We start from the raw sequence: 13,163 nt of genomic DNA, 5'->3' as shown, positions 1-13,163 counted from the left end.
AATGTGCTAATACATTAATTCCTTGAAACTTGTTTCACTCCTTTTACCGTTCTCAGTTTCTTGATGAGCGCTTCCAGATGCCCCGTATCGCTCACCATGATGGTCAGTGTTCCGGAGAACAGTCCGTCATGCGAGTCAATGCCGATGCTTCTCAAAGTAATGCCCGTTTCTTTGGAAATGATGGAAGTGATGTTGGTCACGATACCGATATCATCATGCCCTACTACACGCAGGGTGATGGGGTACTGTGTACCTTGTGACTTTCCCGCCCAACGTGCCTTCACGATGCGGTAGCCGAAACGTGAATGCAAGTCACTGGCATTGGGACAGTCGCAACGGTGTATCTTGATGCCTCCCGTCACACTGACAAAGCCGAATACATCATCTCCATAGATGGGATTGCAGCAGCGTGCCAGCTTGAAATCCAGGCCTTTCAAGTTCTGGTCGATGACGAGTACATCTTCTTTGGTACCTATTTCTTCAGGCATGCCCTGCTGCAGGTTGTAGCCTTCGGCGCTGCGATAGGTTATCTCGTCGCGCGTATCATTTTCCCGTCTTTGCTGTTCCTGGTATTTGTCTATAATCTCGTTGACATCCAGTTCTCCATCGGCTATGGCCTGATAGAAGTCGGTCACTATCTTGAAACCGAGGCGCTTGATGAGGCGCATCATGGTTCCTTCATCATACTCTATCTTCCGGTTCTTGAACTTGCGTTCCAAAGTCTCTTTGGCGAAGGCATGCTGGCGTGCGGCCATTTCTTTCAATGCCTGGCGTATTTTAGTACGTGCCTTGGAGGTGGTTACGATGTTCAGCCAGTCCTGCTTGGGCGTCTGCGTATTCGATGTCATAATCTCCACCTGGTCACCGCTATGCAGCATTTGCTTCAGCTGTACATTCTTACCGTTCACTTTTGCACCGATGCATTTGCAACCCAGTTTGCTATGAATGTGGAACGCAAAATCGAGCACGGTGGAGCCTTTGGCAAGTTTGAACAAATCACCTTTGGGGGTAAATACAAATACTTCGTCCTCGTACAAATCCAGTTTGAACCGGTCCATGGTTTCCAGCCCGTTGCTGTCCGAGTTCTCCAGGGCTTCGCGTACGGAAGTCAGCCATTCGTCCAGTCCGGATTCACCTTTTACGCCCTTATATCGCCAGTGGGCAGCCAGACCGCGTTCGGCAATATCATCCATGCGTTCGGTACGTATCTGTACTTCCACCCACTTGCCTTCGGGACCCATCACGGTGATGTGCAGTGATTCGTAGCCGTTACTCTTGGGCACTGACAGCCAGTCACGTAGCCGTTTCGGGTTGGGCTGGTACATGTCTGTCACAATGGAGTAGGCTTGCCAGCATTCCAGTTTCTCTTTTTCCAGGCAGGAATCCAGAATGACACGGATGGCGAACAGGTCATACACGCCTTCGAAGGGGCATTTCTGCTTCTTCATTTTCTGGTAGATGGAGTGGATGGACTTGGTGCGTCCTTTAATGTGGAACTTTAGTCCGGCGTCTTCCAGTTTCTTTTGTACCGGTGCAATGAAAGAGGCGATGTACTTGTCGCGTGATGCCTTTGTCTCGTTCAGCTTGTCCTTGATATGATAGTAAACCTCTTTTTCGGTATATTTCAGCGAGAGGTCCTCCAGTTCCGACTTCAGCTTGTATAGTCCCAGCTTATGGGCCAGGGGAGCATAGAGATAAGCGGCCTCATTGGCTACCTGTCGGCGGGCTTCGTCATTTTCGCACTCCTTGATTTGCCGCATGATGTTTACGCGGTCGGCAATCATAATGAGAATGACACGCATGTCCTCGGCGAAAGTCAGCAACAGGTTGCGGAAATTCTCGGACTCGATGGTAGGGCTTTTGGAATAAAGTTCGTTTACACGTATCAATCCCCGGATGATGCCTGCCACATCCTCGCCATAGATTTGCTCCACTTCAAGAGCAGTGCAAGTGCCGCAGCGCACGGAGTCGTGCAGCATGAGTCCCAGGATAGAAGCACGTTTCATTCCGATTTCTTCCGCCACGATGACAGCCGTCTGCATATCTTTGATGACGGGATTCAAACCGAATATATCACGCTGGATACGGTTGTTCTGTATAGTATTGACAAGATGTGTTTTCAGCTTTTTGCAGTCTCCCTTCTGGAGGGTTTCTCCGGAAAGTTGCAACAGTTTGCGGTAGAGCGAGAAGAGTAAATCTTTCTCTTTGATAGTGAAAAATTCATCAGTTTCCATAATCGTCCGTATTTTATGCTTCAAAGGTAAGTTTTTTCTTCATTTTCTTGACCGTAGTTCTGCTTTTTTTGTATTTTTGGGCATGAATTAATAAAACAAGATATTATGATAACACCGCAAGACAAAGAGTTGCTCGAAAAGAAAGGCATCTCCGAAGAACAAATAGCCGAACAGTTGGCTTGTTTCGAAAAAGGTTTTCCATACTTGAAGCTGTCTGCCGCCGCTTCTGTAGAAAAGGGTATACTGGCTCCGGATACGGATGAACAGAAGAAATACCTGGATGCCTGGGAGGCATATACACAAACCGATAAAGTGGTAGTGAAGTTTGTGCCTGCTTCGGGTGCTGCCAGCCGTATGTTCAAGAACTTGTTTGAATTTCTCGGGGCAGACTATGACACTCCCCAGACAAGCTTTGAAAAGACTTTCTTTGAGAAAATAGAGAAGTTTGCCTTCTATGATGACTTGAATACCGCTTGCCAGAGGACTGCCGGAAAGGATATATCGGCTTTGGTTGCCGCCGGAAACTACAAGGCGGTTGTTGCTGCCCTGCTCGAAGCAGCCGGATTGAACTATGGCGCTCTGCCCAAAGGATTGCTGAAGTTCCATAAGTATGAAGACGGCAGCCGCACGCCATTGGAAGAGCACTTGGTAGAAGGAGCATTGTATGCTGCCAATAAGAACGGTAAGGTGAATGTGCATTTCACGGTTTCGCCCGAACATCGTGCCTTGTTCAAGGCTTTGGTAGACGAAAAGGCTGCCGCTTATGCAAAGAAGTATGGGGTGGATTATAACATCTCTTTTTCAGAACAGAAGCCGAGTACCGATACCATTGCCGCCGATATGGAGAACAACCCCTTCCGAGACAATGGCAAATTGTTGTTCCGTCCCGGCGGTCATGGCGCCTTGATTGAAAACTTGAACGACCTTGATGCGGATATTATCTTCATAAAGAATATAGACAATGTGGTACCCGACAAGCTGAAAGGTGACACCGTATTATATAAGAAACTGATTGCCGGTGTACTGGTAGCTTTGCAGCAGCAGGCATTTGCCTATTTGCAGTTGCTTGACAGCGGGAAATATACACACGAACAAATTCTTGAAATCCTGCAATTCCTGCAGAAACAACTCTATTGCAAGAATCCGGAGACAAAGAATCTGGAAGATGCCGAGTTGGTTATATATCTGAAAGAGAAGCTGAACCGTCCGATGCGTGTTTGCGGTATGGTGAAGAATGTAGGCGAACCGGGTGGAGGTCCGTTCCTGGCATACAACAGTGACGGTACTATCTCTCTGCAGATTCTGGAAAGTTCGCAGATTGATATGGGCGACCCGGAAAAGAAGGAAATGTTTGAAAAGGGTACCCACTTCAATCCGGTGGATTTGGTTTGCGCCGTACGTGACTATAAAGGACATAAGTTCAATCTTGTGAAGTATGTGGACAAAGCGACAGGCTTCATCTCCTATAAGTCCAAGAACGGCAAGGACCTGAAAGCGCTTGAACTTCCCGGTTTGTGGAACGGAGCCATGAGTGATTGGAACACAGTATTTGTAGAAGTGCCTCTGACTACATTCAATCCGGTAAAGACGGTGAATGACTTGTTGAGAGAACAACACCAATAAGGGGATTTTACTATTGGACGATTTACTATTTACTATTTTGCTGCGCTATAATCGGGTGGCGGATGGTAAGTAGTAAATCGTCTGATTGTATAGTGTTAAATAGTAAATTGTAAATCGTCAAATAGTAAATAAATAGGTAGGATGAAAAAGATTTTATTGTTAGGTTCCGGTGAGTTGGGCAAGGAGTTTGTTATTTCCGCCCAACGTAAGGGCCAGTATATCATTGCTTGCGACTCGTATGCCGGAGCGCCTGCCATGCAAGTGGCAGATGAATGTGAGGTATTCAGCATGCTCGATGGAGATGCTTTGGAACGTGTAGTGCGCAAACACCAGCCGGATATTATTGTTCCGGAAATTGAGGCTATCCGTACGGAACGTCTGTATGATTTCGAGAAAGAAGGCATTCAGGTAGTGCCCAGTGCACGCGCCGTGAACTTTACCATGAACCGTAAAGCCATACGTGACCTTGCAGCTAAAGAGTTGGGATTGAAAACTGCTAAATATTTTTATGCCAAATCTCTGGATGAACTGAAAGCTGCTGCTGAAAAAATAGGTTTCCCGTGTGTGGTGAAACCGCTGATGTCCTCTTCCGGCAAAGGCCAGTCTCTCGTAAAGAGTGCCGACGAACTGGAGCATGCCTGGGAGTATGGCTGTAATGGTAGCCGTGGAGACATCAAAGAACTTATCATTGAAGAGTTCATCAAGTTCGACAGTGAGATAACACTGCTCACCGTAACGCAGAAGAATGGCCCGACCTTGTTCTGCCCGCCTATCGGCCATGTGCAGAAGGGTGGGGATTATCGCGAAAGCTTCCAGCCTGCTCATATTGACCCTGCCCATCTAAGGGAGGCGCAGGATATGGCAGAGAAAGTGACCCGTGCCTTGACCGGTGCCGGATTGTGGGGAGTGGAATTCTTTCTCAGCATGAGAACGGTGTCTATTTCTCCGAACTCTCTCCACGTCCGCATGATACGGGTATGGTAACTCTGGCCGGAACCCAGAATCTGAATGAGTTTGAATTGCACTGTCGTGCGGTGCTTGGTCTGCCTATCCCTGGCATCAAGCAGGAGCGTATGGGAGCCAGTGCTGTCATCCTCTCTCCGATAGCCAGTCAGGAACGTCCCAATTATCGTGGCATGGAAGAGGTTGCGAAAGAAGAGGATACTTATCTGCGTATTTTCGGCAAGCCTACTGCCCGCGTAAACCGCCGTATGGGTGTAGTGCTGTGCTATGCACCTCTTGACAGTGACCTTGACACGCTGCGCGACAAAGCGAAGCGTATTGCTGATAGAGTAGAGGTATATTAATGATTAGTGATGAATGATTGGTGATTTATTGATGAATGGATACCATCGACAAATCACCAATCGTCAGTATTAATCATTGAAAAAGAGTCCGGGATAAATCTCTCCTCCAAGTTCTGTTACATCGAGGCTTTGTAATAGTTTCCCATCCGGAGCATAGAACAGTTGGAATTCTTCATCGGAATTGTATTGTTCCACCTCAATGATAATCACTGTGGGATGTTTGGGAAAGGTGATGATTCTTACGTCCCTTAACTTCATGCCGGCCATTGTACTGCTCATGAATGCTTCTGCCACGGGAGGCGGCACTTTTTCCAGTGACTCTACATCCGTTTCAGTCATGACCCACTCCGCTTGTTTATTGAACCAGACATCAATTTCCTGACCATCTGCAATAAATTCTGCCACGTAGCAACCGGCCATTTGCTCCCATTCCACATCCGTTGCTTGAGGATAGAGCCTTTGAAAAGCTGTTTGTATATTTGCAGGAAGACGTCCTTCCGCAAAAGCGGACACCGACAGCAAGACAAGTAGTCCTGCCAGAATACCGAATTTGAACTTTTTCATAATCAAGGTTGTTTTGAGTTTTCTGTAAGAACAACCTTGTTGTGTTTTTGTTTCCGGAAATCAGTATATTGGTTGATGCACTTTTAAATATCAGTGAACCGGCCTTTGTATACAAAAGCTTTTTTTCCGAAATCCACTTCCGGCAATACGGCATCTTCCTTGAATAATCCGTAAACAGATGACCCCGAACCACTCATGGAGGCATATACAGCTCCTTGCCGGTACATCTCTTCCTTGATTTCTCCGATAGCCGGGAATTGGGGGAATACGCTTTCTTCAAAGTCATTGACCATTCGTCCGTTCCATTCTTCTACGGGAAGTTGGGCAATTTCTTTCAGAGACATTTCCGGGTGATGCGGTTTTATTTTTGCAAAGGCATCCCGTGTAGAGACGAAAATGTCCGGCTTCACCAACCATATCCGATATCCTTTCAGTGAGAGGGGAAGGGGAGAAAATATGTTTCCGATACCTTCTGCGTATGTCGGACGGTTTCTGATGAAGAAGGCACAATCGGCCCCCAGCTTGGCGGCATACTCTTCCAGTGTGTCATCCGGCAGTCCGAGTTCAAACTTATTATTCAGAAGCTTCAGCATGAAGCTGCATCGGCCGAACCGCCACCCAGTCCGGCTCCCGAGGAATATGCTTGAAGAGATGAATATCTACCGGAGGAAGGTTGAACCGGTCATCCAGCAACTTGTAGGCTTTCACTACCAGGTTACTCTCTGCTTCTCCCTCAATTTCCAGACCTGCCTGATGCAGACGGAACTTTCCGTTTCCTTCGTTCAAGATATTGATTTCCAAAGCATCTTCTATGGGAACCGGATAGAAAATGGTTTCCAGATTATGGTATCCGTCCGGACGCTTCTCTGTGATATTCAGTCCCAGGTTTATTTTGGCATTTGGAAAAGTCAGCATGGCGTTGAAAATTAAGAATTAATAATTTAAAATTAAAAGGGGAAGCTATTGGAGTGCAGCTTCCGAAGACAAAGTTAGTGATTTCTGTTCATAGTAGATTGAAAACTTAGCAATGATTTATTTACCGCTTATAAATAAATTCGCTTATCTTTGCTTCCCCTTTCTGAAAGGGAAGTTCATTTAATTTTTAATTTTCAATTTTTAATTCTTAAAGTGGCAGAACAAAGAAGAACATCCCGTACTCCGAAAGGAAAGGCACCACAGCCCGTAACAGACTACGGACGTATCCACCGCAAGCGCCGGAGCTGGAAGAAGCTGTCTTGGGAGCCTTGATGATTGAGAAGGACGCTTATTCGCTGGTAAGCGAAATTCTTCGTCCGGAGTCATTCTATGAGCATAGACATCAGTTGATATATTCCGCTATTACCGATTTGGCCGTGAATCAGAAGCCGGTCGACATCCTCACCGTGAAGGAACAGCTTTCCAAGCGGGGAGAATTGGAGGAAGTGGGCGGCCCGTTCTATATTACCCAACTTAGCAGTAAGGTGGCATCTTCTGCACACATCGAATACCATGCACGTATCATTGCACAGAAAGCTTTGGCACGTGAATTGATTACTTTTACCAGTAATATCCAGAGCAAGGCTTTCGACGAGACGCTGGACGTGGACGATTTGATGCAGGAGGCCGAAGGAAAACTGTTCGAGATTTCCCAGCAGAACATGAAGAAGGATTATACACAAATTAATCCTGTCATTGCCGAAGCCTATGATTTGATTCAGAAAGCTGCTGCCCGTACCGATGGTTTGAGTGGCTTGGAAAGTGGGTATACCAAGCTGGACAAGATGACTTCCGGATGGCAGAAGTCCGACCTCATCATTATTGCAGCCCGTCCTGCCATGGGTAAAACGGCATTCGTACTTTCCATGGCGAAAAACATTGCCGTGAATTTCCGCAATCCCGTAGCGCTGTTCTCGCTTGAAATGAGTAACGTGCAGCTGGTGAACCGTTTGATATCCAACGTGTGCGAGATTCCGAGTGAGAAAATCAAGAGTGGCCAGTTGGCGGACTATGAATGGCAGCAGTTGGATTACAAACTGCGTGATTTGCTGGATGCTCCGCTTTATGTGGACGATACGCCTTCTTTGTCGGTATTCGAACTCCGTACGAAGGCACGGCGTCTGGTACGTGAACACGGAGTGAAGATTATCATCATCGACTACCTTCAGCTGATGAATGCAAGCGGAATGTCTTTCGGTAGCCGTCAGGAAGAAGTTAGTACCATTTCGCGTTCATTGAAAGGTTTGGCCAAGGAGCTGAACATTCCTATCATCGCTCTGTCGCAGTTGAACCGTGGTGTGGAGAACCGTGAAGGCGAGGAAGGCAAGCGTCCCCAGTTGAGTGACCTACGTGAATCCGGTGCCATCGAGCAGGATGCCGATATGGTGTGCTTCATTCACCGTCCCGAATATTACAAGATTTATACTTCTGCCGATGGCAGTGACTTGCGCGGTATGGCAGAAATCATCATAGCAAAGCACCGTAACGGTGCCGTGGGGGATGTGCGTCTGAGATTTATCGGGCAGTATACCCGTTTCCAGAATCCGGAAGATGATATGGTCATCCCACCTCCGACGGAGGGTGGAGGAGCTACATTCGGTTCACGTATGAATGCGCCTATCGGAAGCACGGCGACACCGCCACCTCCATCGGCTGCAGACTTTCCGCCACAGACGGACAACCCGTTTGGAGGTGTGGGGTCGGACGGGCCATTGCCTTTCTGATGTATTTTTTATGGGGATGAATGTGTCAAAAGTATATGAACACTTTCATAATGCTATAATCTTAGGCGCGGATTACGCGGAAGAACGCGGATTCAATAAACTAAATCTGTGAAATCCGCGTAATTCGCGCCTAAATGAACGTATTAAGAGGATTTTCGCATTCTCATGTTAAAATACTGTATTTGAGCCTATTTACTTATTCTAAAACCTTCAATGTGGACAGTAAGAACGTCAATCTTGCTTTTGCTCCCTTTTCCGTTTTGATTGCGCCTCGGGCATCTGCTGTTCTGTGTTTATTTTATCAGTGGATAGGGTATCTTGTTTTACTTCTTGTTCCTTTCTCAGCCGGTTGAGTTTCCATCTGTTCCAGAAAAGGAGCTCACTCCATTTGTTGAAATCCTTTTTGAAGATAATGCCAATACCTTGTGTTGTCAGATTTGTTCGGGTGTAGTAGCGGTCGTTCGTCTCGTTGTACGCTTTCAGGCGGATGTCTCCGGAACGGTTGACGAGCCATTCCGCTTCAAAGTCTCCCACAAAATTGGTATTTGCCATCGGATTGTCACGATAACCGAAATTACCATTGATAAGTAGTCGGTTATTCAATAATTGCCCCGAAAGCATGGTCTCGAACTCCATGTCTGTCCAGCCTCTTTCACCGGTACTGAAATTGGTGCCGAAGTTCCAGTTATTGACATCGAGAATGTTCGATAAAGCGTTATTCAACTGTCCGGAAAGGGTGGATGAAACAACACTGGACATCATATTCGAATTCTGGGTGGCTCCCAAGTTTTCCGGGGTATAGAACTTGCCGATAGCCAGCAGATAGAGTATCTGCATGTTCATTTGCTCGTCAGTAGGAATATAGTTGCGGACAATGGCCTGCACTTCATCGCGTTCGTTGGGCAGCTCGATGTCGAACTTTACATCGGGTGAAGTCAATTGTCCGGTAAGGTCCATCATACAGTTCACTTTTACATTTGTCTGGCTGATGTAGCCGGAGGTTGCCTCGTTGGGCATCAGGTCATTTAAGGATGCTGAGTTGACCGTATAGCCTGCTTTTATGTCCAGAGTGGCATCCAGCGGCGAACCGTTGAATGCAATGGTACTTCCATCCCTGATAATAAAGTCCTTTCGGATAACCTCTTGCAGACTGAATTTATAGACTCCCTGGCTTATCCGGTAACTGCCGAACATCTTTACATCTCCTTTATTGAAAAACTCAGTACGGATATTTCCGGTTCCCCGTCCACTGATATAGTCGCCGGCGATAGGGTCCATGATAATCTTCATGGTAGCGTCGGGAGTGGCGTCTACCAAGAGATTCAGCCGGATGTCAGTGTCGCTCTCTTTATCTTCCTCGATTTCCTTTTGGGCAATCTCGTAGTCGGAAAGGCGGACAGAGTCTTGTACGGCACGGCGTGGTGTCTTGTCCACAAACTTGATGAACAGGTTGCTGACTGCTGTAGATACGTTATCCTTTATATAGGTAAAGGTGGTGTTGCGATTGGTAGTCATTGCAACGTCAATGTTAACGCCATCTTGGGCATTACCGGCAATAGTGGCACTTCCCGTACCATAGACGGTACCGTAGAAGGGGTAGTCCGGTGATTCTTTGGTATTCATCACCAGCATGTCGTTGACATTGAAATTGAAACGGTACTCCAGGTTCTTGAAATGCTGATAGTGCAGATAGCCGCTCATACTGCCTTGATGCCCTTGCGTGTCGAAAATGCGGTTGTTGCGGAAGGTCAACCCGCCGGGCTCGATGTAGATGCTGTCTTTGACGGAGAAAGTGGTGTTGAGCACGTCTACCTTCATGGAAGCATCGCCGAATACACGTCCTTCCATGGTGAGAGCCTTGAATTTGCCATAGAAATGTACATGGCCGGTGGCACGTCCGTTGAATTCGGGCGTGATGCTGCTCATATAATGATGTATAAACTTCAAGTTGGTGCCGCCCGCTTCAATTTGGAGATCCAATGAACTGGTGGGCTTCAAGGGATAGACATAGCCATACACATGGCTTTTGGCGATATCTTTCTCCCGGATATGGGCATCCAGATAGATGCCCTTCACGTCGTGGTGCCATTCTCCGTGTATGTTGGCATCACCCAGCAAGCCTTCGTTCAATCCGAGGTCGCGGATAAACAAGTCAGTGCTCATGACGGGCTTTTCCAGTACTCCGCTGGCGAAAGCCGGACCGGTGGCTTCTCCTTTGAAATTGACTCCAAGGTCTGCGATGTCGAACACATAACCGATGTTGATTTCCTTCAAATCCAGACGTACTGTATCTTCGGGCTGTGGTGAAACGATACCATTGATACGCAAGTGCCGGTCTTTATGGCTGAAGTAGAAATCATTGACATACACTTTGCCGGAGTCGAGTACTACCTGGGAAGGATGTATATCCCACAGTGTATCGTTCAGTATCACGTTGGTGGGCTGGACATCAATGACGGTTTTTAAGGGGGGAAGTTTCCTTTTGCTTTTATTCGCTTCTTTCTGTTCACGGATGAAGTGGGCGATGGCGGCGAGTTTCCCGCTGTAGGTTACAGTGCTGCTGTTACCCCAGTTCAGCGTGGTCTGTATGCTGTTGTTCTGGGCTTGCGCTTCTAAGGCTATATTGACAGCGCCGCTTGATTTGCGGTTGCTGAAGCGTAGGCGTGTATGGAACTGGCCACCGGGATTCTCGCAAAGGAACATTCCGGATTCGATGAATTTGTTTTCATAGCGGAGACGCGGAAAATAGCCTTCTACACGGAGTCGCTGTGCCTTGTCATTGAAGTATCCTTTAATGGTGGAATGGGTATATACTTTTACCGGAATCTGAAAGACGGTGGAGAGCAGTTCCGTATTGTAAATGTGCATGTCGAAATGGAAATTGTTCTCCGTCTCTATAGGTTTCTTGTCTGGCAGAATCAGGGCGGGGATATAACGACGCATGATATTCAGTACACTGGCAGGCAGGGTACGATAAGAATAGTCGCCTTCTATGCTACCTTGGAGAAAGTTGGATTGGATGGTCAGCCGTTTCCGGTCTTCGCTTTCTCTTATGGCGGATATCTTCAGATTGTCCAGGAAGTATTGTGTTTCCGGAGCTGCGAACAGTAAGCTGTCAATGTTGATTTCACCGTTCATCTCGTCAATGGAACCGCCGGTGAAGTCTGCCTTGACTTTGACTGATATTTCCGTATCTTCATAGTTGGGTGTCAGATGTAGGGCATGAGGACGAAATTTGTCGATGCTTGCCTGAAAGTTGAAGGTCGGTACCCGACTGGCGGTATTGATGGTACCGTTCAAAATAACAGAACCATTGGTGTCATCCAAGGCGACTTTTCCCGTGAAGCCTCCCTGCTTGTATTCTCCATCCAGGGTGATATTTTCGTAATTGTAGTCGCTGTAATCAATGGAGCAACCAGCCTTTCAGCAGTACGGACGGGTATTGGTTTTCGTAATGGCTGCTGTTGACATCCAGATTGAAAGTTACTTTACCCAGTTTCTTGTTGCCCAGCATCTTGCCCAGCTCAAACTCTTTGGTTTTCACTGCACCGGAATAGGCAAAATAACCTTTATCTTTGTTAGAACTTAGTTTTACGTCAGTTTGGATGGTTCCGATGTCAGTGCGTACTTGTCCGTAAGTTACGAGGTCTGTGAAGTAGCCCGAGACTTCTCCACGGAAGGAAACCGTTCCTAAGTGTTGCAGGACGGGAGGTACTCCATTATAGTTCTTGCTGAAATTCCGGACAAAGAAGGCAATTCCTTCCGGGTCTGCGTACAAATTGGACAAATTACCGAATATATAAGCATTTTCCGGATGGGAAAGGTCTTGTAGAGATACGTCTCCTCTCAGATAAAAATGATTTCCGACAGAGACGGAAAGATGCGGGCAATTCAGTTGATTGATACTTCCGTCCGTCTGTACCTCTACTTGCAATTTTTCCTTGAAGGAACCAAAAGCCGGAACAAAAGCCGATAAATCCTGCAAGGCGATTTGAGAGGGCAGCAAATGGAATGAGAAACGGACATCTTGGGCAAGATTGTCAAACGCCCCCAGACTATCATAATCCATGTGTATAGTATCCATTGCCAAAGAGGTGTTGGGGAGGTCAATGGCGAAATTTTCGATTTTCATCCGTTGGTCATTGCCGATAACCTTTAGGCTTAGTTTCTTCAATTCAAATCCGGAATGTTCTTCTTCGATGCTCAGACGCTTGATGGCGGCATTGATAGAATCATTTTGCAATGCTTTTAGGGAGATGTTTGCAATAATGTTACGCAAGCGGAGATGCTGTGGATTGAACTTTCCCGGAGTCTCTTTCTCGGACAGCACATCATATGAAACCTTTCCGCGGCGTATCAGTAAGGAATTGATACGGAGATCCAGGTTGTTTTTCTTTTGAACCGTATCTTTGGATGCGAATGCGTCGAGTACAAACTGAAAATTAGGTTTATCCTTGGGAGTCTGCTTGCTCAGATTGATGTTAAAGCCGAACAATTGTATGTTACTGATGGATATTTTGCCGCTGAATAGGGGGAGAATATCGAATTTGGCGGAAAGACGGGTCACCTTCAGCATTTCCTTGCCGGACTGGTCGTCCAGGAGCAGGTCGTCGATGATGATGCGGTTCAGCAATCCTATGTTTATTCGCCCAATGGAAATCTTGCTGTCCAGTATGGAAGCCAGTTCATTGGCAACAAATACAGACATTTGTCGCTGAACGGATGGAATGTTCAGC

The 13,163-nt window shown here is 46.9% G+C and carries 5 protein-coding genes and 3 pseudogenes; 4 read left to right on the top strand and 4 right to left on the bottom strand.

Annotated elements, in window-relative coordinates; translation table 11 throughout:
* Window positions 1–14: 14 nt before the first annotated feature.
* Window positions 15–2,234: a RelA/SpoT family protein gene (locus JCM16496_RS02600; protein ID WP_025832132.1), complete on the bottom strand. Its 2,220-nt coding sequence runs from the start codon at window positions 2,232–2,234 to the stop codon at window positions 15–17.
* Between the two features lie 105 nt (window positions 2,235–2,339).
* Between JCM16496_RS02600 and JCM16496_RS02595 the strand changes: the two genes are divergently transcribed.
* From JCM16496_RS02595 to JCM16496_RS25190, 3 genes are all read left to right on the top strand, one after another.
* Window positions 2,340–3,857 (top strand): DUF4301 family protein, encoded by a 1,518-nt coding sequence (locus JCM16496_RS02595; protein WP_025832130.1) that lies wholly within the window; start codon window positions 2,340–2,342, stop codon window positions 3,855–3,857.
* Between the two features lie 141 nt (window positions 3,858–3,998).
* A complete protein-coding gene (gene purT, locus JCM16496_RS02590; protein ID WP_439644507.1) occupies window positions 3,999–4,841 on the top strand; it encodes a formate-dependent phosphoribosylglycinamide formyltransferase in 843 nt (280 codons plus the stop codon).
* Complete coding sequence (locus JCM16496_RS25190; RefSeq protein ID WP_439644506.1) at window positions 4,835–5,164, top strand: hypothetical protein; 330 nt, start codon at window positions 4,835–4,837, stop codon at window positions 5,162–5,164. The genes purT and JCM16496_RS25190 overlap by 7 nt, the downstream gene beginning before the upstream one ends.
* A gap of 69 nt (window positions 5,165–5,233) precedes the next feature.
* On the opposite strand, the gene JCM16496_RS02585 is transcribed toward JCM16496_RS25190, so the two are convergent.
* Both JCM16496_RS02585 and ispE read right to left on the bottom strand, forming a co-directional pair.
* Entirely contained in the window at window positions 5,234–5,728 is a 495-nt protein-coding gene (locus JCM16496_RS02585) for a PepSY-like domain-containing protein (RefSeq protein WP_025832128.1), read from the bottom strand.
* Window positions 5,729–5,811: 83 nt separating this feature from the next.
* Window positions 5,812–6,643, bottom strand: a pseudogene (gene ispE, locus JCM16496_RS02580) (4-(cytidine 5'-diphospho)-2-C-methyl-D-erythritol kinase).
* A 213-nt stretch (window positions 6,644–6,856) separates the two neighbouring features.
* Between ispE and dnaB the strand changes: the two are divergent.
* Window positions 6,857–8,427, top strand: a pseudogene (dnaB, locus tag JCM16496_RS02575) (replicative DNA helicase).
* 231 nt (window positions 8,428–8,658) lie between these two features.
* On the opposite strand, the pseudogene JCM16496_RS02570 reads toward dnaB, so the two are convergent.
* Window positions 8,659–13,135: pseudogene (locus JCM16496_RS02570) on the bottom strand (translocation/assembly module TamB domain-containing protein).
* Between the last annotated feature and the right edge of the window lie 28 nt (window positions 13,136–13,163).

The sequence above is a fragment of the Bacteroides rodentium JCM 16496 genome (genome assembly GCF_000614125.1).
Lineage (GTDB): Bacteria > Bacteroidota > Bacteroidia > Bacteroidales > Bacteroidaceae > Bacteroides > Bacteroides rodentium.
Note: the sequence above shows the minus strand (reverse complement) of the source record. Positions and strands in the feature narration are given on the sequence as shown.

What these genes read in the sequence shown, in the direction of transcription:
- JCM16496_RS25190 (WP_439644506.1), top strand. Translation starts at nt 4,835, where the DNA reads ATGGTAACTCTGGCCGGAACCCAGAATCTGAATGAGTTTGAATTGCAC.
- purT (WP_439644507.1), top strand. Translation starts at nt 3,999, where the DNA reads ATGAAAAAGATTTTATTGTTAGGTTCCGGTGAGTTGGGCAAGGAGTTT.
- JCM16496_RS02595 (WP_025832130.1), top strand. Translation starts at nt 2,340, where the DNA reads ATGATAACACCGCAAGACAAAGAGTTGCTCGAAAAGAAAGGCATCTCC.
- JCM16496_RS02600 (WP_025832132.1), bottom strand. Translation starts at nt 2,234, where the DNA reads ATGGAAACTGATGAATTTTTCACTATCAAAGAGAAAGATTTACTCTTC.
- JCM16496_RS02585 (WP_025832128.1), bottom strand. Translation starts at nt 5,728, where the DNA reads ATGAAAAAGTTCAAATTCGGTATTCTGGCAGGACTACTTGTCTTGCTG.